The organism is Streptomyces sp. NPDC017991, assembly GCF_044328075.1.
GTDB lineage: Bacteria > Actinomycetota > Actinomycetes > Streptomycetales > Streptomycetaceae > Streptomyces.
Genome location: NZ_JBIRGP010000014.1, coordinates 328507 through 351875, shown reverse-complemented (window position 1 = coordinate 351875; position 23369 = coordinate 328507). Strand labels below are relative to the sequence as shown.

Below are 23369 nucleotides of genomic sequence, written 5' to 3'. Positions count from 1 at the left end.
CCCCCCGGCCGCGCCCCCCCCCCCCCCCCCCCCCCCCCCCCCCCCCCCCCCCCCCCGCGCCCCCCCCCCCCCCCCGCCGGGCGCCCCCCCCCCCCCGCCGCATCCGGCCGGGCAACACCCCTGCGTACGCGGGTGCTCGGGTACTTGAGTGCGCCGAACCATGTTCAGGGGTGCGGTTGTGTCACCCCGTCGTGCCGTTCTCTCCTCGCGTCCGGTCCTGTTCCGGGCGGTCGTGCGACGGCTGCCTCCCGGGCGCCCCGCCGGACAGCGAGGTGTCGTCTCCGGAGTCGTGGCGCATGCCGGGTACCGCGTCGAGGGTGCCGTGCGGCCGGCCGGGCCCCACGGAGTCGTTAGCCACGACGACCACCTCGTCCCCCGCGTTCCACACGCGTCGTTCGCTCTTGCCGGGACTGAGCCGCAGTTCATGACGGTGGCCGGTGCCTGCCTCCGGGTCGGTGCGGCGGTAGCCGACGGCACACTCGCCCCGGTCCCGGGCGGCCGCCACGACGGTCGCGAACGACGCCTCGCACCCGGGCGGCGTGTAGTGGTGGGCCGGGCGCAGATGAACCGACGCGCCGTGTGCCGCGAACAGTTCCCCGAACACGGCGGACAGCTGCGGGTTGTGGGCGATCTGGGCCATCAGCAGGCTGGTCAGTTCGCCCCGGACGACGACATCGGATGCCGGGCCCAGCGGCGCGAGGGCCCGGTTGCGGTGGTCGCCGAGTTCCGCGACCACCGGCAGGATCCGGCCCGCCTTGAGTTCCAGCTCCCGCAGTATCAGCAGGGTGACCAGCACCCTGTCGTCGGGATGCCCCGGCCCGTCCACGGCGTCCGCCCCGAGCACGATCACCGTGTCGTATCCGAAGAGATCCAGGTCCTTGAGGCTCTCCGGGTGCAGCAGTTCACCGCTTCGGCAGGAGACGGCCAGCCGTGCCACGGTCCGTGGGGGACCGGCCTGGTCCTGGACGGGCGTCGCCTGTGCCTCATCGACGACGACATCGAGCACCGATCCCGGAGCGGCGCTGTCGCCCAGTGCCTCCACCAGCAGGGGTGCGCGGCGGTTCCAGCCGAGCAGCAGCACCCGCACCGGCCCCACGCGCTCGGGCCGCGGCGTTGCGAACGCGGTCCGGTCGACGTACCCACGGCAGTCGACCGGCGCCTTTGGCATGCCGTCGTGCGCGATCACGATGAGCCGGTCTCCCGGGCCGACGACGGTGTCCGGAGCGGGGCTGAGCCGCAGTCGCCCGTCCGGACTCAACAGCCCCACCACGCTGCACTGTTCGAAGCACAGCAGCAGGTCCCCGAAGCGGGGGTCGGCGGGCCCCCGCCGGAGGGCTGGCGGCACCTCCACGAGATGGAACTCCGCGCCGGAGAAATCGAGGAGGTCACGCAGAACCTCGCCCACCCCGGTGCGCCGCGCCGACTGCACCAGCAGTCTCGCCGCCGTCGCGTCCGTCTCCACGATCGTGCCGCGTCCGCCCGCGGCGAGCCGGGCTGCGGGCAGCTGCCGGCGGTCGCGCACGGCCGCGACGACGGGCGGACCGGCCTCGTCACCGAGGACCGCCCGCAGGGCCAACAGCACGCGTACGACCTCGCTGTCCGCGTCCGGCGCCTCCGAGGGCAGCACCAGTACGGAACTGGCGGCCCGGGGAGTGACCAGGGCCAAGGTGTCGACCGCGGTCAGTGAGCCGCTCCGGCAGACCAGCCGGACAGCGGAGCCGCGCCCCAGCGACGCGGTGAGTGCCTCCTCCATCTCGGCGACGTCCCGGTCGGCCAGAACGGCGATCACACACCGGCCGCCGGCCCGGGCCGCGACCAGTTCACCCACCACCGTGAACACCTGGTCCGACCAGCCCAGGACAACCGCGTGCTCCTGCTCAAGCACCATCGAGCGGCCCCGCCGCAACTCGGTCAGCCGTTCACCCAATCCGGTGGTGATCACCCCCACCAGAGTCGATACGCACAGCAGCGCGACGATCCCCAGCAGCACCGACAGCGCCATCCGCATCGGCGCTCCGGTCGGCGCGCCGAGCCGCAGCGTCTCCGCGCTGGTCCGCCACACCGCCGCCAGGCGGCCCGACAGCGAACGCGGAGAGCCGGGGTCGGTCCACACCACCAGCGCACTGACGGGCACCACCACCGCCAGACAGGACAACACCAGCCAGCTCACCAGCATCCCCGTGCTGCGGGCCAGCGTGGTGTCGAACCGGTAGCGTGCCCGGTCCCGTAAAGAGGTCGGCCGTTGCCGCTCCACTGCGCACCCCTGCTTCCCCCGCCCGCCAGGGACGGCGCCGCCGACACACCAGGGGCACCACCGTCCGCACGCGTAACGGCAGTGCCCTGGTCTGCAAGAGTGCTGGTCCGACGGCGAAGACACGCCCGGACACGATGACGTTCATCCTTTCGGGACACGTCACGTTCGCGCGGCGGCTGTCAACGGCTGTCAACGGTCGTCGGCGGCTGTCGGCGGACAGCAATGGCCCGACGGCGGGCGGGGTGCGGAACTACGCGCTGGGCGGTGCGGTCTGCTGCACCACCTCGAAGGACCACAGCGTGGAACCGCTCGCCGCCGGCTTGGGTCGCTCGCCGCCCTCCGCGCCGCCGCCCTGGTGGGCCGCCTTCATGCTCCCCTCCATCCACGCGGTGAAGGACTCCTCGTCACGCCACCGCGTGTAGACGAGATAGCTGTCGGTGCCCTCGATCGGGCGGAGAAGCTCGAACCACTCGAAGCCGTCGGAGTTCTCGACGGTGCCCGCGCGGGACGCGAACCGCTTCTCCAGAAGTTCGCGCTGCTCGGCGGGGACGGTCAGGACGTTGATCTTGACTACGCTCATGAGCCCATCCTGCCGTGACGGCGCTCGGCGGCGGACGACGGGGTGCGCGCGGCGGCCGACGGCCTCGCCGCGCCGCCCGGCCGACCAACGGACAGAATTGCTCTTGTGAACGCGCACGACGAACCGGAGAAGACTCCCGACGGACACCACGTCGTCATCAACGGGCGGAAATGGCGGGCCACCGACCCCTCCCTGCCCGAGGACGTCGCAGCCCGTCTGCGACGCCACCTCATGGCGGCCCGCCGCGCGGTGCGTGCGGCGACCACCGCCGACGACGCGTCGGCCGAGCGGCTGGCGCGGGCACGCGTGCAGCACGCGAAGGTCGCCTTGGGGGAACGTGGCACACCCTGGTGGGAACAGTCCCCGGACCAGCGCCGCCGACGCTGGGAGGACCACCTCGCGAAACTCGACGCGGACGCGCCGGACCAGAAGGACAGCTGACTCCTGACCTTCCTCCCGAGGACGGGCGCGCTGGTGCCCCGGCGGACGTACCGGCCTGATCGGTCGAGTGTCAGTGCCTGCCTCTACGGTGTGAGCAGTGGGACCCGGTGGAGAGACCGCGGGGCCTGTGCTGGGGAGGGGTCTGTCATGTCTAGTGGGTCCGCGTCGACGACGTATCTGGAGCTGTCGCAGGAGGACGGTGCTGCGCACAAGTTCTATGAAGTGGGCGTGGACGGGCTGGTGGTGACGGTGCGCTACGGACGGATCGGCGCTGCCGGACAGACACAGACGACGACGTTCCCCACGGCGGACAAGGCTCGCGCCGCCGCGGCGAAGAAGGTGGGGGAGAAGGTCCGTAAGGGATACGCCCCGGCGATCGCCGGACAGCGTGCGTCCCGTGCGGTGACCCGGCGTCAGGTGGCCTCGGCTCCCTCCACCGCGCGGGCCGTGGCCCCCGTGCTGTGGCGTTTTCGTACCGGGTCGTCGGCGTTCGGTATCCACGTCGACGACGACCGTTGCTGGGTCGGCAATCAGGCGGGTGATGTCTTCACCCTCGACCACGACGGTGGCGTCCTGGCCCGCTTCAGCCTGCCGGACGGTGTGAAGTGCCTGGTCGCCGACGACTTCTGGATATACGCGGGCTGCGACGACGGCCGCGTCTACGACCTGTCCTCGAAGCTGCCGTTCGCGGCGTACGACGTGGCGGCGGACGTCGACATCTTCTGGCTGGACATTCACGAGGGCGTCCTGAACGTGTCGGACCGGGAGGGCCGGCTGACCGTCATCGACCACGAGGACGAGCACCAGTGGTCCCGCCGCAGTCCCGGCGAGCACGCCTGGATGGTCCGCGCCGATGATCGTGCCGTCTACCACGGGCACCAGCGCGGGGTGAGCGCCTACGCGCCGGACGGCAGTGGCGAGCTGTGGCACACGCCGACCCGCGGCGGGGTCCTGTTCGGCTGGCAGGAGCAGGACGCCGTGTTCGCGGGGACCGCGCACCGGGTGGTCCAGCGGCTGTCGAAGGCGACCGGCACGGTCGAGGCCACCTATGCCTGCGACAGCGCGGTCTACTCATGTGCCACCTCACCCGGGGGCCGGTTCGTCTTCGCCGGGGACGCGTCCTCGTCGGTGTACTGCTTCGACCGGGACGGCACGCGTCTGTGGAAGCTGGGCACCGGCGGTGGCTCGGCGCTGTCGATGCAGTACCGCGACGAGCGGCTGTACCTGGTGACCACGGACGGCTCACTGGTGTGCGTGGACGCGAGCGAGGCGGCCATCGCGGCGGCCCAGCAGGGCACGGTGCCGGTCGCCCGGGACGTCAAGCTGGCCGAGGCGCTGCCGACCTACGCACCGGCCACGGCAGCGGCCTCGCTGGCGAGTGTCTCCCAGGCTCCCGCCGGAGCGATCGTCGTCGAGTGCGTCCAGACGACCGGTCGCATGCGCGTCCACGTGGTCTCCGAGGGCTACGACCACTCCTGGAACGTCCAGTTCCCGCGCACGATACGAGAGCCCGGAGCCCGTTACGTCGTGGACGCCCTGCACCCGGCGGCAGGCGGCTTCTACCGGGTCCGCGGCGACATCCGCCGCCTGCTGTGAACGTCGGCCGGCCCACACCCTGGGCGGACGGACGGATTCCAGGGGCCGGGACCGATTAGTCCTGTCGTTTTCGCCGGTCTGTATCCATGACGAGCGAGTGACCGGCCCCGAGGAGAGCATCATGACCGTTCCCTACACCTTCGACTCCCTACACCTTCGACTCCCTACACCTTCGACGTCTTCTGCAGTCTCGACGGCTTCGGCGCCGCCGGCGGAGACTGGACCGGCTACTGGGGCAAGCAGGGTCCCGAGCTGCTCGACCACCGCCTCGCCCTGTACGGCGAGGAGCAGCGCATGGTCTTCGGGGCCAACACGTATCGGGCGTTCGCACGGATGCTGGCCTCAAGCACCGAGGAGTCCGACGTGCGCGACCCGTGGGTCACACGCATGAGGAACCTGCCGACGACGGTGGTGTCGACCACGCTGCAAGGCCCGCTCGACTGGCCGGCCGCGGACGTCGTGAACGGCGACGCGGTCGACGTCGTCGCTCGGCTCAAGGAGGAGTCCAGGGTGCCGCTGCGCTCGCACGGCAGCCTGTCGATGAACCGGGCGCTGATGGCCGCCGGTCTGGTCGACCGCGTCCAGGTGACGCTCTTTCCCGTGATCACCGGTCGGACCGGCCTCGACCCGATCTTCCAGGGCGCGGCCGACTTCGACCTCGAACTGATCGAAAGCCGGACGCTCGACGGCCGCACCCAGGTACTCATCTACCGGCCCACCCTGCACACCTGAATCCAGCCACCCGCCTTGAACATCCCCTCCGGAGGCCGGCGCCCCCGGAGGACAACGAGCGGACCATCGCCAAGGACAGCGGGGCTCGCTCCGCCGTAGAAAACGTGTGTGGGGATGTCGATCCAAGCAGGCTCCGTACGACGCAGGAGTGAGAGACCGACATCAACACGAGAGGCGATAGCCGTGTCAAAGGTCCGCGTGCACAATGTGACGATCTCCCTCGACGGCTTCGCGGCCGGTGAGAACCAGCGCCTGGACGCCCCGTTCGGCGACGGCGTCGGCTGGGGCGACGAACTGCACAGCTGGTTCGTCTCGGCGACGGAGGACTCCGCCGCCGACAAGACCGGAACCGACGCCGACTACCTCGCCCGCGGCGAGCAGAACATCGGCGCCACGATCATGGGGCGGAACATGTTCGGGCCCCAGCGCGGGCCGTGGGCGGACGAGTCCTGGAAGGGCTGGTGGGGCGACAACCCGCCCTACCATCACGACGTCTTCGTGCACACCCACCATCTGCGTCCGGCGCTGGAGATGGCCGGAGGAACGACCTTCCACTTCACGGACGACCCGCTGGAGACGGTGCTCCAGCACGCCTTCGACGCCGCGGGCGGCAAGGACGTCCGGATCGGTGGCGGTCCGGCAGTCATCCAGCAGTACCTGCGCGCCGGGCTGATCGACGAACTCCACCTGGTGATCGCGCCGATACTCATCGGGCGCGGGGCACGGCTGCTCGACAATCTGGGCGACGGGATCAACGGCTACCGGGTGTCCGAACTGGTCGCCTCGCCGGCGGTCACACACGCGGTGCTGGTCCGCCGCTGACGCGCGAGAACCCAGGGTTGTTCTTGCGGCGCTCCAGGAGCTTGCGGGTCTCCACGTCCCCCACGTCCTCCACGTCCTCCAGTCCTCCGTGTCGCCCATGTCCTCCAGTCCTCCGTGTCCTCGACCTCCTCGACGCGTGCGCGTGCGTGCGACGCCTTCGAGCACCGGGCGGCGCTGTAACGCTTTTCCCGCTCCGGACCAAGTAGGAGTGACAGCACGCCCGACGACGAGAGGTAAGCACCTTGGCACCGGACAAGCTGAGCCGGGGCGGTCCACCGGGACAGAAGTACGATCCGGCGGCGTTCGAGATCTTCTACCGCCGCCATGTCGACGCCGTCACCCGTTTCATGGCCCGACGCGTCACCGATCCGCACACCGTCGCCGACCTGACCGCCGAGACCTTTCTCTCGGTGATCGACTCCGCGCGTGCGTACCGCCCCGACCTGGGCACCGAAGTGGCCTGGCTCTTCGGTATCGCCCGCAACGTGGTGGCGGCGGAGGCACGGCGCAGTGCTCGCCAGAACGCGCTCGGAGGCCGCATCGCAGGCCGTCGTCTGCTGGACGGCGACGACATCGGCCGACTGGAGGAGAAGCTCGACGCGGAGGAGGCGGGGCGCAGAGCACTGGCCGCCCTGGACGGCCTACCCACCGGTGAGCGCGCGGTGATCGAACTCGTCGCCGTGGACCAACTCACCGTCACCGAGGCCGCCGAGGCGCTCGGCATACGCCGGGTCACCGCCCGGGTGCGGCTGCACCGGGCGCGCAGGGGGCTGCGCTCCGCGGCCACCGGAGCGGAGGCAGCCGGCCAGGGACCAGCCTCGTCGCACCCGGCGGACGCGCCCGGCAGCCGCAGGGCATCGGAAGTGTCGGCAGCGGATCGGACAGGCCTCACCTACGCAGGGGGAGAAGCATGAGCACGAAGACCTTCGAGGACCGTCTCCTCGACGAACTCAAGCGGGAGATCACACTCCGGGCCGACGAGCTGCCGGCACCCGCGCCCCGTCGCAGGGTCGCTCCCCGGCGGGCCGTGATCGCTCTCGCCGCCTCCACGGCCGTGGCCGGCGCGCTGATCGCCCTTCCCTCGGCAACGGGCGGATCCTCCGCCTACGCCATCGAGCGGCAACCGGACGGCAGCATCGTCCTGAACATGCTGGATCAGGTCGGGCTGTTCGAGGAGGACCAGCAGAAGGAGCTGGCCGAGCGCCTGCGCGCCGAGGGCATCCACGTGAGTATCGACACGCCCAGGGCCGGTTACGTCTGCGCGGAGCCACGCGGCAGGAACCTGCTCCCGGAGACGATGAAGGGTTCCGTGGACGGCGACGACAGCGCGGGGGAGTTCAAGGTCACGTTGCACCCCGGGGACTCCGTGGCGGTGGAGGACCCGCAGCCGCCGGTGAAGCCGGGTGTGTACGCGGTCGGTCGGGTCCTGATGTTCGAAGGGCCGATGAAACCCTGCCAGGAGGTGCCCTTCGAGGGGGCCACGCTGTTGCCCTGATGTGCGGGGGCCGACAGGGGGCAAGTGGCTGCGTTTCGGCGGCCGTTGGTGGGTTCTTGACTCCGTGCTGCCCGGCGGGGCCGAGCAGGTCAAGGGCGAACCGCCCTCGCACGACAGCCAGGTGCTGCCCGGGTACGTGACGCTGATCGGCCCGGACACCGCCGACTTCGACGCCGCCGGGATGCACACGATGCAGTACGTACCGTCCGAGAAGGAACCGCCGGGTTGCGCCTAGCTCCCAGGGCGCCGTCGTCCGGAGGCCGACCGGCGTGTTAGGTGCCTGCGCGTCGGATGCGCTTCGCGATCGGCGCGCGTCTCGCCGTCGCTCCCGGGGTTCGTGTACGAGCCCTGGGGGCGGGGGCGGGGGCGGGGTGCTGGGCCGTGCAGGCCCCGGGTCGAGCGGGAGAGTGCGCGACCCGGACGCTCTGCGTCGAGCCGTCGGCCCCGCCGCCCGGGGCGCGGACGCTACTTCTCCACGATGCCCGAGGAAGCGACCGCGATCTTCGCGCGGGTGGCACCGGAGCCCGAGCCCAGGGACTCGATCTTCCTCACCAGGTCCTGGCCCTCGACCACTTCGCCGAAGACCACGTGCTTGCCGTCCAGCCACGAGGTGACCACCGTGGTGATGAAGAACTGCGAGCCGTTGCTGTTCGGGCCGGAGTTCGCCATGGACAGCAGGAACGGCTTGTCGTGCTTGAGCTTGAAGTTCTCGTCGTCGAACTTGGCGCCGTAGATGCTCTTGCCGCCGGTGCCGTCGCCGCGGGTGAAGTCGCCACCCTGGAGCATGAAGTCCGGGATGACACGGTGGAAGCCCGAGCCCTCGTATCCGTAGCCGTGCTGGCCGGTGGCCAGCTCACGGAAGTTCTGCGCCGTCCTGGGGACGACGTCGTCGTACAGGTTGAAGACGATGCGGCCGGCGGCGTCGCCGTCAATGGTGATGTCGAAGAAGACGTTGGTAGACATAGGGGGATCCTTTCACGTCCCCGCGCACTGCCGGGGAGCCGCCCTGGTCCGCCGCCCGAGAAGACCAGTTTCCAGCGGTTCCCCCTACATGTCCTTCCGCATATACGCCCTTCCGCGATCGACCTGATCGGCCGGTTGCCACCTGTTCACCGGCGCGGGAACACCCCTAGGCTGTCCGGTCTTCACGTTCTGGGGCACTTGTGACTCTGGGGGGCTCGTGAACAGTCTTCGTGCGGCCGTTGTCTGCCTTGTGCTCGCGTGTGCCGCGCTGACGTCGCCGACGGTGGAGGTGGCGGTGGCGGTGACGCCGAGTTGGTCGGTGCTGCCGGTACCGGCGGCGGCCCCGCCGGTGACCGTGACCGATCTCGCCGCCCGAGGGCCGGGCGAGGCGTGGGCGACCGGGTACGAGCAGGACGCCGACGGACTGCGGCCGATGCTGTACCGGTGGGACGGCACGGCGTGGAGCCGGGACACGACCTTCCCCGGCGCCGGGGAGGCGGGCTGGCTGGGCAAGGTGCAGTTCGTCGGCAGGGAAGTGTGGATCTTCCACAACCGCGAGGGAGCGGGAGAGATCCTGCGCCGGTCGGCGGGAGCGTGGAGTGTGGTGCCGCTGCCGCAGACCCTGTGGACCTATCAGGACTTCACGGCGGTCCCGGGTGCCGCGTGGGTGGTCGGTGAGGACGACACCGGGCTGAAGGTGCTGCACCACGACGGTTCGGGCTGGACCGCGCAGTCCGTCCCGGACGGTGTGCTGTACCTGATGGGAATCACCGCCCGTACCGCCGACGACGCCTGGGCCTGGGCGGACACGGACACCGGTGCCACCGTCCTGCGCCGGGACGGCACGGCGTGGCGGGACGCGCAGGTGCCGCTGCCGCCGGACAGCAACGTGCACACGATCCTGCTCGAACCGTCCGGCCGGGTCACGATCGGCGGCAGCCGGTACACCGACGGCGTGGCCCGCACCTACCTCATGACCTGGGACGGCGACGGGAACGCCTGGCGCACCCTCCACCCACCGCTGGGCGACACCTACACCGAGGCCATGGTGCGCGGCGCGGACGGCGCGCTGTGGCTGCCGGTGCGCAGCGACCGCGCGTTCCGGTCGAAGTACGCACGGGTGGACGGCCGCCGCACCACCTTCTCCTACGGACCGGAGCGTACGAACGCGATCGACGTCGAACCGCGTGCACTGGCGAGGACCGGATCCGCACTGCTGTCCTTCGGGACCGCCGAGATCTACGGATCGAAACCGAACCTGATGAGCGAGCGCCTGGGAGGCTGACCGTGACCCGCGGATTTCCCGTGACCCACAGACTTCCCGTGACCCACAGACTTCCCCTGGCACGCAGACGTCCCCCGGCGCACAGACTTCTCGTCGCGGTCCTCGCCGTCGCCATCATGACCGTCGTGGCCGGCACGGCGTCGGCCGCGGCGGACGCGCGGTCCTGGCACCACGTTCAGGTCCCGGCACAGGTCCGCCCGCAGGCCGGACTGAACGAGGCCGTGGCGTTCGGACCGGACCGGGCGTGGGCCGTGGGTGCCGACGCGGTCGGCCGTGAAGCGCCGGGCTTTCCGCTGATGCTGCGCTGGGACGGAACCGCCTGGCAGCGCCAGAACCTGCCCGGGATCCGCTGGCAGGGAGAGCTGCTGTCCATCGCCGCCACCTCACCGACCGCGGTATGGGCGGTCGGCCGCGACTCGGCGGGCGGTGCCCGTCTGCTCCGGTACGAGGGCAAGGCCTGGAACGAGAGCCCACCGCCGAGCGGGGTCGTGCCGACCAAGGCCGTCGCCGGCGGCGGTGAGACCTGGCTGATCGGTTCGCGGGGCGGCGCGCAGGCACTGCTGCGCTGGGACGGGGGTGGCTGGCAGGACGTGCCGGTACCGCCCGGATCCGTGTACGGCCTGCACATCCTGGCGGCGGACGACGTCTGGGCCGCGGGCGCCACCGTCTCGGGTGCGGCCGTGTCGCACTGGGACGGACAGGCGTGGCGGCAGACGGTCGTGGACGGCTTTCCCCGGTCGGCCGTGGGCAGTGTGCTCGCGGTCTCACCCACGGAGGTGTGGGCGGGCGGCACGGCCGGGTTCGTCGGCGGTCCGCCGGGACGGCCGATCCCGCCGCTGCTCGTCCGCTTCGACGGACAGGCATGGAAACAGGTGTCCGTGCCCACCGACTTCGGCTCCGTCGACTCACTGGCGCCCACCACCTCCGGCGCGCTGGGCTGGGTCTCGGTGGCCCGCTCGCAGAGGTGGGGCCCTCCGGGCAGCAGCCCGCCGCTCGTCCCCGGGCCGGACTTCCTTGCCTGGGACGGCGGGTCGTTCACCGGGCACAGCGAACCGGCGGTGGCCGGGGAGGGCGAATCCTGGGCGCTCCGGCTGGCGACCGTGCCCGGCACGGAGACGGTGTGGTCGGTAGGCCGCGCCGACGGCCCCGAGGGCACCTTCGCCCCGCGCATCCTGCGGTTCGACTGAGCGCGGAACACCCTGGGCACGTCGCCACCCACGGCGCGGACCCACGGGGCACCTCCACCCGTACGCGTACGCCGCCACCCACGTGCTGTCGATCCGCGCGCTGCTGCCCCCGCAGGGATGGTGGAAGGACGAGAGCGGATGCCAACTGCCGAACGCCAACTGCCAACTGACGGCAGCCGGAAGAACATCCTCGCCGGTGACCCCGGCCGGCGACACAGCCCGACCAGCCCCCGACCAGCCCTACGCCGACTCCCGGACCACCAGCTCGGGATCGAAGATGATCGACGTCGGCTCGGCGCGTACGCCCCCGATGTGCTCGGCGAGCAGACGGGCCATCGCCGCCGCCATGTCCTCGACCGGCTGGCGGACGGTGGTCAGCGGTGGCCGGCAGGCGACCGCCACGCTCGAATCGTCGAATCCGACGACCGCGACATCGTGCGGCACTCGCCGCCCCCGCTCCCGCAGCACCTGGCAGATGCCCTGGGCCATCAGGTCGTTGGCCGCGAACACCCCGTCCGCATCCGGGTGTTCGGCGAGCAGTTCCGTCATCGCCGCCATGCCGCTGTCGACGGTGAAACCGCCCTGGACGAGCGGAACGTACGCGTGACCGTGGCGGGCCATCGTGTCGCGGAACCCGGCCAGCCGCTCCTGGCTCGCGGACACGGCCAGTGGTCCGGACACGGTGACGATCCGTCGGCAGCCGCGGCCCAGCAGATGCTCGGCGGCCAGCCGTCCGCCGTCCCGGTGGGCGAGGTCGACATAGCTGAGGGCGACCGGCCGGGAGGGCCGGGCGAACAGCACGGCCGGCAGTCCCGCTCCGGCCAGCAGCGCGGGCAGCGGATCGTCCGCGTGCGTCGAGACCACGAGGGCCCCGTCCGCGCTGCCCTGCCGCAGATACGTCACGACCTCCTGGCGTGCCTCGTCGGTCTCGGCGAACATGAGCACCGGATGCATCGACCGCGGACGCAGCTGGCCGACGACCCCGCTCACCACCCGGCCGAAGAAGGGATCCGCCAACACCCGCGCGGCGAAGGCGTTCTGCTCCTCGTCCGAGACGTCACCGGCGCCGGACACCACGAGCGCCACGGTCTCGGTCCGCCGGGTCACCAGCGACCTGGCCGCCTGGTTGGGCGCGTAACCCGTTCTGCTGATGGCCTGACGGACCGATTCCTGGATGGCGGGGTCGACGTTTCGGACACCGTTGACGACGCGCGAGACGGTGGCGCGGGAGACGCCCGCCTCCCGCGCCACGTCCTCCAGGGTCGGTGCCTGTCTGCTCATGCCCGCACCCTAACGGCACCGGTCACGCACGGCATAGAGCGCTCTCCCGGCGTACGTTCCGACTGTGCGCGCCGGTCGCCCGCCGATCAGTTGTAGACGCCGAACTCATAGAGGGAGTAGCCCCAACCCGTGCCGCGTACCGTGCCGTTGACGCGGACGTACCGGCCGGTGCCCTGGACGTCGAAGTCGTCGACCCCGCCGTTGCCGTCGGTCACCTCGCGCACGGTCCGCCAGCTCTGACCGTCGTCGGACGTCTGGATCGTGTACGCCTCGGCGTACGAGGCCTCCCAGACCAGCTGCACATGCCTGAAGGCGCTGCGCGTGCCGAGATCGACCCGCAGCCACTGCGGGTCGCTCCAGTCACTGGCCCAGCGGGTGTCGTTCCTCCCGTCCACGGCGCCCGCGGCGGTGCAGGGGCAGTCGCCGCCGCCGGTCTGGTACGAGGAGGCGGTCGCCGGCTTGTTCAGGGCGAGGTCGGTGCCGTCGACGGCCGGCGGCACCACGCGGATCGAGCGCGTCTCGACGCCGACGTTGCCCCTGCCGTCCGTGGCCTTGACGTAGATCTTCCAGACACCCGGCCGGTCGGGCGCGGTGACCCTGAGCCGGCCCCCGCCGAGATCGGTGTGCGGGCGCGGGGTGAGCTGGCCGCTCCGGTCGACGTACATGCTGTTGTCCAGGACCTCGTACGAGATCGCGTCCCCGTCCGGATCGCTCGCGCCGACCGCCAGGGTCAGATCACGCCCGGCCTGCACCGCGCCCGCGCCGCCCTCCACGGACAGACCGGAGACGACCGGGGGAGTGTTGTCCCGCGAGGTGTCGGCGCCGTACGCCCGCTTCACCGCGTAGTACGACAGCCGCTTCTGTCCGGCGGGCAGCAGGTTGAACCAGATCCCGCCGAAGTCGTACTCGGTGCCGTAGTGGAACATCGTGGCGCCGAGGGCGACCCCCCGGTGCCCGGTGACGCAGTCCCACGCCCTGGTGTATCCGGCTGCCTTGGCCTGGTCGGTGGGCTCCTGGGGGGCCCCGTTGCTGTCGTCGGGCACCTCCCACTCGCCCGGCGGGCCGCTCTCGGTGACGATGTACGGCTTGGTGTAACCGCCCTGCTCCCAGGCCGACTTGATGTCACAGACGGCGTTGTAGGCGTTGACGGCGTACAGGTCGAGGTCGGGCGCGTTCCGCTTGTAGTAGGGCCAGGCGCCGACCCACGCGTCGGTCGAGGTGACCGGGTGGTTCGGGTCGATCCCGTGGATCTTCTTCGTGACGTCGTTGACGAAGGTGGTGTAGGCGTTGCGCTGCCGTTCGAGCTCGTCACCGCTGTAGCAGTTCTGCAGGCCGAGGACCGACTCGTTGCCGACGTTCCACATCAGTACACCCGGATGGTCCTTGTACTCCTGGACCCACTTCGGGAACTCGGCGAGCACCTGGTTCTTGTACGCGGTGTCCGTCAGGTAGTTCACGCAGCCGCCGCTGCCCGGACCGCCGCCGGGCTGCAGCCAGAACCCGGCGACGACCTTGATGCCGTTGGCGGCCGCGGAGTCGAACAGGGCCCTGCTGGAGGCGTCGGTGCCCCAGGTGCGGATGGTGTTGACTCCCATGGATCTGACGTCGGGCATGTACCGGCCGGCGTCGGCCACGGCCGGGCCCCAGGTCAGGCCCTTGACCTGGTACGGGCTGCCGTCCACGGTCAGCCGCCAGTCGCCCTGGGAGCCGGTCACCCTGACGACGCTGCCGGCGGCGTGCGCCTGCTGCGCGGGCAGGGAGAGGGCGCCGGCGGCCAGCAGTCCTGCGGTGAGAGACGCCGCGATACGGCGCGTGCGGGTGGGAGAGGGGCTCATACGGCATCTCCGGTGTGGGGGTGGAGGGGGCGGCCGGGCCGTGGCGGGGTTGTTCCGGACCGGCCGCCCGGTACGAGACGGGGCGCGGTTCCCTCAGGGGAGTTCGTAGTTCTCGTCGAGTGCCGCACCGGCTTCGGGGTGTGTCTGGTCGTAGCCGCGCGCGTCGCACTGCAGGCCGCCGACGACACAGTGGCCGACCAGCGCGTCGAGGGTGGGCGCGTCCCAGGCGTTGAAGAAGTCGTAGTGGAACGACCAGCTCGGTCCGCTGGCCAGCCTCACCTGCGAGAGATCGCCGTTGACGGGGAAGGCCATCTTGAACTCGATCATCGGCAGGGCGACCGGGTGGCTCGCGGGGCAGATGTTGTTGTTCGTGCCGGGGTTGACCACGGGATAGGCCATGTGGCTCTTGTGGTCCGGTGTGTCCAGGTACCGGCCGTCCCAGCAACTGGGCGCCTGGAAACGGATGTTCAGCTTGACGTCCGGGCGACTGGGACAGTTCGTCGGGAAGTCGGTGTTGAAGAAGCTGTCACCGCACTCCCAGCCCTCGACGAAGCCGCGGTGCCCGCGGAACTCCTCCCGGCTCTGGGTCGGGCTGCCCACGAGGAACCGCAGACCCTTGGGGAAGGGGCGCACGCTCGTGTAGTCGGTGACGCCCGCCTTGTAGTAGATGACCTGCGGGCCGACGGGGAGCACGGGCTGGTCGCCCTTGAAGAGGGTGGGCATCCAGTAGCCCGACCGGTCGCCGGGCGCGTTGCAGGTGGTGGTGGCCCCGCCGAGCGAGTCCGTCGTGCTGTTCGCGTTCGTCGACCGGTTGCCCATGAAGGTGTGGTCGTGGGACTTGCCCGGCTGCTGCGGGTAGACGATCGGGTCGTCCGGCTTGGTGTGGCTCACCGAGCAGTTGGCCTGGAACTCGTGGAAGTAGCGGTGGGGCGGCTCCTTCGTGGACGGCTGGACGCCGGTCACCGGCGGGTTCGCGGGGATGTAGCCGTCGCCGTCGGGGTCCTCCGGGGAGGCGGCGGTCGACGCCGCCATGGTGTGGCCCGTATGGCCGGCTTGGCGCGGGGTGGACGCCGCTGTCGCGTCGCCCGGCGGCGGGGGAGTGCCGGCGGTGGCGGCGACACCGCCCAGACCGAGCGAGGTCAGCAGTAAGGCGCCGGCGATCAGGCTTCCTGAGACGAGCTGCGATCTCCGTGGCATGGAGACCTCCTGAGGACGTCGATGGGGGAACTGTGCGGGGCGACCCCTGGGATGGGTCGCACGACCGGGAGAATGTCGGGAGAGCGCTCTCCCACTCTCTCGTGACGGAGTGTTGGGGCGGGAGCGCGGGGTGTCAAGGGATCCGGCGGAAGGCGCGGTCGGTGGTGGCCTGCCGGGACGGTCGCGTGCTCGCGGGGCCGCAGGGTCCGCAACTGTCCCGTCGTGCAGCCCCATTGCCAACTCCGGGCATCGCCCCTAACCTCACATCGTCTCCATCCATGAACTTCATTCGCCTACACGAACGAGGATCGATGGGTAAACGACTTCGCCGCATCGCGGTTCTGACGTCCGTGGCCCTGTTCGTCGGCCCGCTGACCCCAGGTGCCTCCGCTCATCCGGGGAGTGCTCACACCAGGTCTGTTCACGCGGGGGCCGATCACTCAAATACCGCGCGGCCCAGGACTGTCGTCCTCGACGGTGAACGCCTCCGGCAGACCAAGGTCCGCCTCCGGCACGGCGACCCGCGACTCCGCGAAGCCGTCGCGCATCTCACCGGCCGGGCCGACAAGTGGCTGGAGCAGGGTCCCTGGACAGTCGTCGACAAGCCGAGGCCCGCGCCCGGCGGAGACGTCCATGACTACCTGAGCCAGGCCCCCTACTGGTGGCCCAGCCAACCGCCGAACGCCGACAACCCGTGGGGCTGCCCGTACGTACAGCGCGACGGTGAACGCAATCCCGAGGTCGACTCGGGCACCGACCGGCTGGATCTGGAGAAGGTCTTCGACGCGTCGTACGACCTCGCGCTGGCCTGGCACTACACGGGAAAGCGGCAGTACGCCGAGAAGGCCGCACAGGTCCTGCGGACCTGGTTCCTGGCGTCCGCCACACGGATGAACCCGCATCTCGACCATGCCCAGTTCATCCCCTGCAAGTACGACGGCCGGGCCATCGGCATCATCGACTTCTCGCAGTCCTACACCGCGGTCCTCGACGCCGTCGCGATCCTTGAGTCCGGCGCCCCCGCCTGGACCGGGGCGGATCGCGTCGGCATGAAGCAGTGGAACACCGACTTCCTCGACTGGCTGACGACCAGCGACTTCGGCCGGCAGGAAGCGGCGGCGGCGAACAACCACGGCACGTTCTACGACCTGTTGGTGGCAGGCATCGCGTCCGCCACCGGCGAGAGGGACCTGGCCCGCCGGACCGTACGCGATGCGGCCGTCGAACGCGTCGATCCCCAGATCGCGGCGGACGGAAGCCAGCCGCAGGAACTCACCCGTACCAGGAGCTGGCACTACTCGACCTTCGACCTCGTCGCGTACACCAGACTCGCCGCGATCGGGCGGCACATCGGTGTGGACCTGTGGCGCCACCGGGGACCGGACGGCCAGAGCCTGTTCAAGGCCGTGCGCTATCTGCTTCCGGCGGCCACGGGAGGCGCCGCATGGCCACACCCCGAACTCGAATTCCATCGGTTCGCGGCGAGCGACGTCGTCCACGCGGCGGCGGACGCCGGTGACCGCGCGGCACGGCGAGCCGTGCCTCTGCTGGAGGAGCCGTCGGGCGGAGACCTGTGGGCGCTACGTCCCGCGGCCGAGCAACTGGACTCGATAACGGGCTGAGGCACAGCGCTTGCGGCCCTTCAGGGGTGCCGGTGGTAAGCCTTGTTGGCGATGCGCCACCGGTCGTCGACGCGGACCAGCAGGAAGACGTCGGTGAAGGTGTCCGCCCCGTGCCGGAGCGTCATCGTCGCGGTCGCGACGGTGCCGTGGACGTCGACGGTGTCGATGCGGCGGGAACGGGCCGGTTCGTCCGGCGCCGGCCGGCCGTGGAAGAGCGCGCAGTACTCGTCCAGGGGCCACGAGACGAACACACCGTCCCGTACGCCCTCGATATGGGCGGTGGGGAAGAACGCGGAGTGGAAGTGGCCGGGGGCGCCGGTGGCGTGTCCACGGATGTAGGCGCGGAGCGGGGCGAGCACGGCGTCCGCCACCGCCGGGACCGTGGCGGCCACGGCGATGTCGGTCTCCGGGCCGCCGGGCGTGTCGGCCAGGCCGGAAAGGCAGCGCAGCGGGGTGTCCGAGGCGGCGGCCAGCAGGTTCATGTCCTTGGCCAGCGCTTCGATCGTGAAGTCGGCCGTGCCGACAGGCGGGGCCGCGGCCGGACCCGCGGCCGAACCCGTGGCCGGGGCGGTTGCGGGCTCGCTGTCGAGGAAGGGGCGCTTGCGGGCCACGAGCCCGCCGAGGTGGCCGAGTTCGAGGATGTCCAGGGCCTGGGTGCGGGACAGGCCGAGGGCGTCCGCCTGCTGCAGTGAGTCGCGCAGCGCGAGGACGGATCCGGCGAGACCGCTGTTGGCGATCAGCTTGAGCGCGGCGGCGGTGGAGGCGTCGTCGACACGTCGTACGGTGCCCAGCGCCTCCAGGACCGGCAGGGCTCGATCGAGCGTGCCCGGGTCGGCGGCGGCGAGGATCCGCAGCGCACCCGCGGTGACCGCGGGCACGGAGCCGAGTACGGGCGCGTGGAGGTAGCAGGCGCCGAAGCGTCGGGCCAGCTCGGCGGCCTCGGCCGGGGCGATGGTGCTGAGGTTCACCACCACGGTGTCGGCCCGCAGGGAGTCCTGGACAGTGTCGAGGACCTGCAGACAGGCCGGGCCGTCGAACAGTGCGAGGAGTACGAGGTCGGCCTTCGCCACGGCCTCGCCCGGATCGCCGGTCGTGTCGAAGGAGCCTGAAGTGCGCCCCGAGCGTGTCCAGCCGAGGACAGGCCTGCCCTGTGCGGCGAGTCGTGTCGCGATGGCTTCACCCATGCGTCCGAGGCCGAGGACGGCGATCGTGTGCTGTGCGGTCATGCCTGTCACCGTGGCGCACCCCGCGATCTGCGACAAGCGCAGATCCAGCAGGGCTGCCCTGCGGCAGCCGCATACCACCTGGTCATACTGGTCCCATGGATCTGACGGTGTGGCGGACCTTTGTGACGGTGTGTCGGCTCGGGTCGCTGTCGGCGGCTGCCGCCGAGCTCCATCACACGCAGTCGGCCGTCTCCCGGCAGATCGCCGGCCTTGAGCGGCAGCTCGGAGTGCCCCTGATCGAGCGTCACGCGCGCGGCGTGCGCCCGACGGCCGCCGGCGAGGTGTTCCGGGGCCACGCCCTGGCCACGCTCAACGAGGCGGACCGTGCCGTTCGCGCCGTACGAGACGTGCCCGACGGAGCCGCCGACAGGCTGCTGGCGATCGGCGCGACACCGTCCCTGGCCGCGGGGCTCGTCCCCGAGGCCATCCGGAACCTGCTGGAGCTGACCGGACCCGGGCGGTGGAGCCTGCGGCCCGGCCTGAGCGCACAGCTGCATCACCGCGTGGTCACCGGCGATCTCGACATCGCCGTCGTCACCGACGCCCCGCCCGGCCTGCCCCATGACCCCCAGGTCGACCGTCGCTTCCTCGGCCTCGACGACATGGTCGTCGTCCTGCCCGTCGGCCATGCGCGGGACGGATCCGGTCCGGTGCGCATACAGGACCTGGCCGACCAGACCTGGGTCGAGGACAACGACGGCTCGGCGGCGCTGTTGCGCCGGCACGCCGCCCGTGCCGGAGTCGCCGCCCGTATCGACCTCAACGCGGCCGACCTGCCCGGGAAACTGGCCCTGGTCGCGACCGGCCACGCCATCGCGCTGATCCCCGGGGTGCTGACACGCGCGCTGCGGACCGACGTCACCACCGTGTCCCTGGTGGATCCTCCGACCCGCGGCATCTACACGGTCGCACCACGACACGACCCCCACCCCTCCGCGGCACTCCTCCACGACCGACTCGCCGCGGCCTTCGGAACACTCCGCACGAGCTGAACCCCCCCGAGCCGAACCCCACGCGGAGAACCCCACGCGCCGAACCGCGCGGCAGCCCGCCGCGTGGCCGGCGAGGAAGCGTGTCGGCGGTCAGTCGGTGGGCGGTAGCGGAACCTCAGTCCGTCGCAGACGGACGGAGAGCGGTCACGGCCGGGCGCTCAGTCCCACAGGCCCGGATCGAACAGCTCGTTCAGGCCGGCCCCCGCCGCCCAGCGTGCGAGCGCGGAGCCGTCGAGGAGCCGGGTGTCCCCCTGGCGCTGGGCCCATCGGATGTCCCGCTCCCTGAAAGCGCCCCGGTGCACCACCAGTTGAAGACGCGGCACCGCCGCGCCCCGGCGGGAGTGGGGATCGGGCAGCGCCTCGTCCGGCAGCGGCTCCGCCACCGGCCGGAACGCCACGTCGAGTTGCCTGCCCGCCGGGTCCCGCGCGTACAGCCGCGGCCGGTCCGGCGCCGGCAGCAGCCGGACCCGCCAGCCGTCCCTCCGTAACATCCGCGCGACGGCCAACGCCAGCCCCTGCACGTCCAGTTCGCGCAACTCGTCCGCGGTGTAGCGCCCGCGCCGACGGCGTGCGCCGGGGCGTCGGCGCCGGATCTCCACGGCGACGACGAGGGACAGGAGGCCGAGGCCGGCGACCGGCACGACGGGCCCGGCCACGCGATACCCCACCGCCAGACCGGCGACCACCGCGCACACGACCAGGACCGCACCGGCGAGACCGGGCAGGACGTCACGGAACCTGGGCCCGTACAGGCCCTGGTCCCGCAGCCGCCGCACGGTGTGCCGCCTGCTGGAGAAGGATGATCGGGGCGGGCCGGACGTCCACGACAGGCGTGCCACAGTGCCAGTCCCCCCAACGCCGCAGTAGCCATCCTTGGGGAGAGCAATACCCAGCGTGCGGCCTCATGCCCCCGAGGGCGGAGGGAATCCGGCCAGGTACCCCGGCGCACGGGAGCACCGGACGGTGCACACGGCGGCCTAACCCCTCCCGTGCGTCACCCGGACAGGGTCGAACGACACCCGGGTACGTGCCCCGCCGTCCGCCCACACCACCTCGACACCGGCGCAGTCGGCCACCACGCTCGTGACGGCCTCCGCGAGCGGGCCGGGTCCCGGTTCGCCGGTGAGGGCGGCCAGGCACACATGGACGGAGGTGCCGTCCGCCTCGCCGACCAGTCGCGGCAGCCGCGCCCACTGCACATACGCGGTGCCCTGCGGGGCGCGGACCGTCTCCGGCTCGGGACCCCAGCCGTGCAGACCGTGCAGCGCCGAGACCAGGGGCTCAAGCGGACCGGTCGCCCACCCGGTGTGCGTGAGACGCGCCCCGGCAGGCGCGCCCACCACGCGATGCACCCGCAGTTCGTACGGGCCCCGCGCCACCGTCACGCTCTCCACCCGCAGCCCCGGAACCATCGGAGGGCCGCCGACGAAGACGGGCCGGTGCCACGAAGCCGCCCAGCCCCAGCCGTCACCGTCTCCCGCGCCGAGCGGGTGGATACGGCGCCGCACACTGCGCCGGCCGCCGACCTCGACCGCCAGGTGGTTGTCCGCGATGTTCCCGGACGCGGTCGGCCCGGTCCGGGTCGAGTAGGCCTGCCGGCCGTAGTGCGGGTCGTCCCCGTCGGCCGACTCCGCCTCATGCGGCCGCACATGGTCACTGCCGTGATTGTGCAGCCGTACGATCCCGTCCTCGCGCGTCGCCTGTACGAGCAGTCCTGGCGCGGCCAGGGCCAGCACCCGGTCGGCCTCCTCCACCGGTGCGGGCTCCTCCGTCGCGGTCCACAGCGGATGGCCGGCGGGCGCGAGAAGGGAGACGAACGCCTTCGACGCCCAGTAGGGCGAGGCCGGGCCGGAGTACGACTGCAGGGTGGGCTCGTGCGGGCCGTACCAGCCAAGACCCAGCAGACCGTCGTCGGTCAGCGCCCCGCGGTCGAGGAAGTGGCGCAGGCTTCCGCTGACCAGGCGGCGCGAGGCACCGGGCGTCAGCGGCGTGTGGCCGGTCAGGGAACCCAGGCCGACGGCGGCGGACGCGGCGAAGCGGTAGGCGAGCGACCGGCCGAAGTGCATCGGCGCCCCGTCCGCGCCGAACATCAGCCCGAAGCCGTCCAGGTGCTCGCGCAGCCGGCCGCCGTACCGGGCGAGGAGCGCCGCGTCGCCGCCGAGGTGGGCGTCGAGCACCGGGTACAGGTGCAGCGCCCAGCCGTTGTAGTGGTCGAAGGCGCGCCCGTCCCCGTCGGCGTACCAGCCCTCACCCCGGTACCAGCCCTCCATCAGCTCCAGCGCCCGCTGCCGTACGGCGGCCGTCTCGGTGTCGCCGCGTCCCACCGACTCCAGGAAACCGGCGACCGTGTACGGGAAGAGGTACCAGTTGTTCGGTGCGGGCACGTGCCGCAGCGATCCGCGCAGCCACTCCTCGACCCGGTCCTGGACACCGGCGTCGAGATGCTTCCAGAGCCAGGGCGCCGTCAGCCGCAGACCGAGGGCGACCGATGCCGACTCGACCATGGGCTGGCCCTGGACGTCGTGGTCGAGGATCAGCGGCCAGGACTCGGTGTCGTCGCGCCCCGGGGAACGGGTGCCCGAGGCCAGGCCCTCGGCGTAGCGCTCCAGCCAGCCGTGCGGGTCCTCGCCACCGGCGCCCGCGACCCGGAATCCGGCCGCGAGGAACGTCCGGGCGAAGCCCTCCAGGCCGTCGGAGCGCACCCCCGAACGCGAGGGCCGTCCCGGCAGGTCGAGCAGGGCCCGGCCGGGCGTGCTCCAGCGCCACGCGGCTGTCAGCAGACCGTCCGCGACAGCCTCCCAGTGGGCGCGGGTGTACCCGGTGTACGGGCTCGACGCACGGTCCTCAGGGGGGAGTTCGAAGGGGATGCGGATGCTCATGCCAGGAACGCCAGCCTTTCGCGTCGTACGGGATGGAGGAAGCCGGTGCCGGACGCCCAGCGGGCGGTCTCGGCGAGCGCGAGGTCGGCCAGTCGCCGCCACTCGTTGCCCTGGGAACCTGCCAGGTGCGGGGTGATCAGCGCGTTCTCGCAGTTCCACAGCGGGTGGTCCGCGGGCAGCACCTCGGGGTCGGTGACGTCCAGTACGGCCCGGATCCGGCCCGCCAGGACGGCGTCGGTGAGGGCGTCCTGGTCGACGACGGCTCCCCGGGAGGTGTTGATGAGCATGGCGCCGGCCGGCATCGAGTCGATCAGGGCGCGGCCGACCAGACCCCTGGTGGTGGGCAGTAGCGGAGTGTGCACGCTGACGGTGTTGCAGCGGGCGAACAGCTCCGCCAACCCCACGCGCTGCACGCCGAGTTCGGCGGCGTCCGCGTCACTCACGTACGGGTCGTGGAGCAGGACCTCGATGTCGTGCGGACGCAGCAGCTCGACGACCCGGCGGCCGATCAGCGACGCGGAGAGGATGCCGACGGTGCTGCGGTAGTTGCCGACGGTGCCCGGGGTGCGCAGCCAGTCGTCCCTCCTCCGCGACTCCGCGAAGCCGCGGGCACGCTCCAGGACCTGCTTGCCCGCGAGGAGGACCATGGCGAGGGTGTACTCGGCGACCGGCAGGGCGTTGGCCGCGGCGGCGGAGGACACCTCGATCCCGCGCTCCCAGCACGCGTCCGTGACATGCCCGCGCACGCTGCCCGCGGTGTGCACCACGGCGCGCAGCCGCGGGGCCGCACGCAGCACCTCCTCGTCCAGGACCGGACAGCCCCAGCCGGTGACCAGCAGGTCGACGTCGGCCAGGAGCGACCTCGCCCGTGGCGTCCACAGGTCGTCCAGCACCGGGGGAGGGGCGAGGTCGCAGACCTGGCCGAAGGCGTCGAGCGACGCGCTGTCGAGGACGGCCGCGGCGGCCTCCTGGGACATGGCCA

The 23369-nt window shown here is 71.7% G+C and carries 20 protein-coding genes and 1 pseudogene; 11 read left to right on the top strand and 10 right to left on the bottom strand.

All coding sequences use genetic code 11. The features are described from left to right. Positions 1 to 181: 181 nt before the first annotated feature. Positions 182 to 2254 (bottom strand): NAD-binding lipoprotein, encoded by a 2073-nt coding sequence (locus tag ACH4DZ_RS35550; RefSeq protein WP_398292270.1) that lies wholly within the window; start codon positions 2252 to 2254, stop codon positions 182 to 184. Between the two features lie 250 nt (positions 2255 to 2504). Further along, positions 2505 to 2834 carry an antibiotic biosynthesis monooxygenase family protein gene (locus tag ACH4DZ_RS35545; RefSeq protein ID WP_398292268.1) on the bottom strand — a complete coding sequence of 110 codons (330 nt, stop codon included), beginning with the start codon at positions 2832 to 2834 and terminating at the stop codon, positions 2505 to 2507. A 105-nt stretch (positions 2835 to 2939) separates the two neighbouring features. Here ACH4DZ_RS35545 and ACH4DZ_RS35540 point away from each other — a divergent pair, with 105 nt between their 5' ends. From ACH4DZ_RS35540 to ACH4DZ_RS35510, 7 genes and pseudogenes are all read left to right on the top strand, one after another. Further along, on the top strand, positions 2940 to 3275 hold the full coding sequence (locus ACH4DZ_RS35540) for a hypothetical protein (RefSeq protein ID WP_398292266.1): 336 nt from the start codon (positions 2940 to 2942) through the stop codon (positions 3273 to 3275). 147 nt (positions 3276 to 3422) lie between these two features. Then, a complete protein-coding gene (locus tag ACH4DZ_RS35535) occupies positions 3423 to 4871 on the top strand; it encodes a WGR domain-containing protein (protein ID WP_398292264.1) in 1449 nt (482 codons plus the stop codon). A 165-nt stretch (positions 4872 to 5036) separates the two neighbouring features. Continuing rightward, positions 5037 to 5603 (top strand): annotated as a pseudogene (locus tag ACH4DZ_RS35530) (dihydrofolate reductase family protein); the annotation flags it as partial. Between the two features lie 183 nt (positions 5604 to 5786). Next, positions 5787 to 6425, top strand: a complete 639-nt coding sequence (locus ACH4DZ_RS35525; protein ID WP_398292262.1) for a dihydrofolate reductase family protein — start codon at positions 5787 to 5789, stop codon at positions 6423 to 6425. A 242-nt stretch (positions 6426 to 6667) separates the two neighbouring features. Then, positions 6668 to 7339 carry an RNA polymerase sigma factor gene (locus ACH4DZ_RS35520; protein ID WP_398292260.1) on the top strand — a complete coding sequence of 224 codons (672 nt, stop codon included), beginning with the start codon at positions 6668 to 6670 and terminating at the stop codon, positions 7337 to 7339. Further along, positions 7336 to 7920, top strand: coding sequence for a hypothetical protein (locus tag ACH4DZ_RS35515; RefSeq protein WP_398292258.1), 585 nt, complete (start codon positions 7336 to 7338; stop codon positions 7918 to 7920). Before ACH4DZ_RS35520 ends, ACH4DZ_RS35515 begins: the two co-directional genes overlap by 4 nt. Position 7921: 1 nt before the next feature. Then, positions 7922 to 8155 (top strand): hypothetical protein, encoded by a 234-nt coding sequence (locus ACH4DZ_RS35510; protein ID WP_398292256.1) that lies wholly within the window; start codon positions 7922 to 7924, stop codon positions 8153 to 8155. Between the two features lie 230 nt (positions 8156 to 8385). On the opposite strand, the gene ACH4DZ_RS35505 is transcribed toward ACH4DZ_RS35510, so the two are convergent. Next, the gene (locus tag ACH4DZ_RS35505) at positions 8386 to 8883 is read right to left on the bottom strand and encodes a peptidylprolyl isomerase (protein WP_398292254.1); all 498 of its coding nucleotides are present in this window, start codon (positions 8881 to 8883) and stop codon (positions 8386 to 8388) included. Positions 8884 to 9100: 217 nt separating this feature from the next. Here ACH4DZ_RS35505 and ACH4DZ_RS35500 point away from each other — a divergent pair, with 217 nt between their 5' ends. Together ACH4DZ_RS35500 and ACH4DZ_RS35495 are read left to right on the top strand one after the other, a co-directional pair. Continuing rightward, positions 9101 to 10168, top strand: coding sequence for a hypothetical protein (locus tag ACH4DZ_RS35500; protein WP_398292252.1), 1068 nt, complete (start codon positions 9101 to 9103; stop codon positions 10166 to 10168). 116 nt (positions 10169 to 10284) lie between these two features. Next, positions 10285 to 11355: a hypothetical protein gene (locus tag ACH4DZ_RS35495; protein ID WP_398292313.1), complete on the top strand. Its 1071-nt coding sequence runs from the start codon at positions 10285 to 10287 to the stop codon at positions 11353 to 11355. 240 nt (positions 11356 to 11595) lie between these two features. Here the strand turns inward: ACH4DZ_RS35495 and ACH4DZ_RS35490 are convergent, their stop codons facing one another. The 3 genes from ACH4DZ_RS35490 to ACH4DZ_RS35480 form a co-directional block, all read right to left on the bottom strand. Then, positions 11596 to 12636 carry a LacI family DNA-binding transcriptional regulator gene (locus tag ACH4DZ_RS35490; protein WP_398292250.1) on the bottom strand — a complete coding sequence of 347 codons (1041 nt, stop codon included), beginning with the start codon at positions 12634 to 12636 and terminating at the stop codon, positions 11596 to 11598. 86 nt (positions 12637 to 12722) lie between these two features. Next, positions 12723 to 14471 (bottom strand): discoidin domain-containing protein, encoded by a 1749-nt coding sequence (locus tag ACH4DZ_RS35485; protein ID WP_398292248.1) that lies wholly within the window; start codon positions 14469 to 14471, stop codon positions 12723 to 12725. A gap of 93 nt (positions 14472 to 14564) precedes the next feature. Further along, positions 14565 to 15668, bottom strand: a complete 1104-nt coding sequence (locus ACH4DZ_RS35480) for a DUF1996 domain-containing protein (protein WP_398292246.1) — start codon at positions 15666 to 15668, stop codon at positions 14565 to 14567. A 311-nt stretch (positions 15669 to 15979) separates the two neighbouring features. Between ACH4DZ_RS35480 and ACH4DZ_RS35475 the strand changes: the two genes are divergently transcribed. After that, the gene (locus tag ACH4DZ_RS35475) at positions 15980 to 17290 is read left to right on the top strand and encodes an alginate lyase family protein (RefSeq protein ID WP_398292244.1); all 1311 of its coding nucleotides are present in this window, start codon (positions 15980 to 15982) and stop codon (positions 17288 to 17290) included. Between the two features lie 20 nt (positions 17291 to 17310). Here ACH4DZ_RS35475 and ACH4DZ_RS35470 read toward each other — a convergent pair whose 3' ends face one another. Then, positions 17311 to 18516 carry a nuclear transport factor 2 family protein gene (locus ACH4DZ_RS35470; protein ID WP_398292242.1) on the bottom strand — a complete coding sequence of 402 codons (1206 nt, stop codon included), beginning with the start codon at positions 18514 to 18516 and terminating at the stop codon, positions 17311 to 17313. Positions 18517 to 18611: 95 nt separating this feature from the next. On the opposite strand from ACH4DZ_RS35470, the gene ACH4DZ_RS35465 reads away from it, so the two are divergent. Then, positions 18612 to 19508, top strand: coding sequence for a LysR family transcriptional regulator (locus tag ACH4DZ_RS35465; protein WP_398292240.1), 897 nt, complete (start codon positions 18612 to 18614; stop codon positions 19506 to 19508). A gap of 158 nt (positions 19509 to 19666) precedes the next feature. Here the strand turns inward: ACH4DZ_RS35465 and ACH4DZ_RS35460 are convergent, their stop codons facing one another. The 3 genes from ACH4DZ_RS35460 to ACH4DZ_RS35450 form a co-directional block, all read right to left on the bottom strand. After that, positions 19667 to 20347, bottom strand: a complete 681-nt coding sequence (locus tag ACH4DZ_RS35460; RefSeq protein ID WP_398292238.1) for a hypothetical protein — start codon at positions 20345 to 20347, stop codon at positions 19667 to 19669. A gap of 138 nt (positions 20348 to 20485) precedes the next feature. Next, positions 20486 to 22387 (bottom strand): DUF2264 domain-containing protein, encoded by a 1902-nt coding sequence (locus ACH4DZ_RS35455; protein ID WP_398292236.1) that lies wholly within the window; start codon positions 22385 to 22387, stop codon positions 20486 to 20488. Continuing rightward, entirely contained in the window at positions 22384 to 23364 is a 981-nt protein-coding gene (locus ACH4DZ_RS35450) for a hydroxyacid dehydrogenase (RefSeq protein ID WP_398292311.1), read from the bottom strand. The genes ACH4DZ_RS35455 and ACH4DZ_RS35450 overlap by 4 nt, the downstream gene beginning before the upstream one ends. Between the last annotated feature and the right edge of the window lie 5 nt (positions 23365 to 23369).

Bases quoted from the DNA above. Each gene is read 5' to 3' on its own strand.
- ACH4DZ_RS35465 (WP_398292240.1), top strand. From the start codon at position 18,612: ATGGATCTGACGGTGTGGCGGACCTTTGTGACGGTGTGTCGGCTCGGG.
- ACH4DZ_RS35485 (WP_398292248.1), bottom strand. From the start codon at position 14,471: ATGAGCCCCTCTCCCACCCGCACGCGCCGTATCGCGGCGTCTCTCACC.
- ACH4DZ_RS35535 (WP_398292264.1), top strand. From the start codon at position 3,423: ATGTCTAGTGGGTCCGCGTCGACGACGTATCTGGAGCTGTCGCAGGAG.
- ACH4DZ_RS35515 (WP_398292258.1), top strand. From the start codon at position 7,336: ATGAGCACGAAGACCTTCGAGGACCGTCTCCTCGACGAACTCAAGCGG.
- ACH4DZ_RS35505 (WP_398292254.1), bottom strand. From the start codon at position 8,883: ATGTCTACCAACGTCTTCTTCGACATCACCATTGACGGCGACGCCGCC.
- ACH4DZ_RS35490 (WP_398292250.1), bottom strand. From the start codon at position 12,636: ATGAGCAGACAGGCACCGACCCTGGAGGACGTGGCGCGGGAGGCGGGC.
- ACH4DZ_RS35470 (WP_398292242.1), bottom strand. From the start codon at position 18,516: ATGACCGCACAGCACACGATCGCCGTCCTCGGCCTCGGACGCATGGGT.
- ACH4DZ_RS35455 (WP_398292236.1), bottom strand. From the start codon at position 22,387: ATGAGCATCCGCATCCCCTTCGAACTCCCCCCTGAGGACCGTGCGTCG.
- ACH4DZ_RS35450 (WP_398292311.1), bottom strand. From the start codon at position 23,364: ATGTCCCAGGAGGCCGCCGCGGCCGTCCTCGACAGCGCGTCGCTCGAC.
- ACH4DZ_RS35475 (WP_398292244.1), top strand. From the start codon at position 15,980: ATGGGTAAACGACTTCGCCGCATCGCGGTTCTGACGTCCGTGGCCCTG.
- ACH4DZ_RS35480 (WP_398292246.1), bottom strand. From the start codon at position 15,668: ATGCCACGGAGATCGCAGCTCGTCTCAGGAAGCCTGATCGCCGGCGCC.
- ACH4DZ_RS35495 (WP_398292313.1), top strand. From the start codon at position 10,285: ATGACCGTCGTGGCCGGCACGGCGTCGGCCGCGGCGGACGCGCGGTCC.
- ACH4DZ_RS35545 (WP_398292268.1), bottom strand. From the start codon at position 2,834: ATGAGCGTAGTCAAGATCAACGTCCTGACCGTCCCCGCCGAGCAGCGC.